This is a genomic window from Corynebacterium kozikiae (assembly GCF_024580965.1).
In the GTDB taxonomy this organism is placed as follows: Bacteria; Actinomycetota; Actinomycetes; order Mycobacteriales; family Mycobacteriaceae; genus Corynebacterium; species Corynebacterium kozikiae.
In genome coordinates this window covers 1-377 of record NZ_JANIKJ010000069.1, presented here as the reverse complement: position 1 = coordinate 377, position 377 = coordinate 1, and the positions used below count along the sequence as shown (strand labels likewise).

The following is a 377-nucleotide window of genomic DNA, read 5'->3' as shown; positions in this document are numbered from 1 at the left end:
CCACCCGGTAAGCCTAAATACTATTGGTGACCGATAGCGGATAGTACCGTGAGGGAATGGTGAAAAGTACCCCGGGAGGGGAGTGAAAGAGTACCTGAAACCGTGTGCTTACAATCCGTCAGAGCCTTAACTTTGTTGGGGTGATGGCGTGCCTTTTGAAGAATGAGCCTGCGAGTCAGCGGCATGTCGCGAGGTTAACCATGAGTGTGGGTAGCCGTAGCGAAAGCGAATCCTAATGAGGGTGTTGTTGAGTGGCATGTCCTGGACCCGAAGCGAAGTGATCTACCCATGGCCAGTGTGAAGCAACAGTAAGATGTTGTGGAGGCGCGAACCCACTTAGGTTGAAAACTGAGGGGATGAGCTGTGGGTAGGGGTGA

Annotated in this window: 1 rRNA gene; it reads left to right on the top strand. The window is 52.8% G+C overall.

Annotated elements, in window-relative coordinates:
• A 23S ribosomal RNA gene (locus NQ018_RS11370) occupies positions 1-377 on the top strand; the annotation flags it as partial.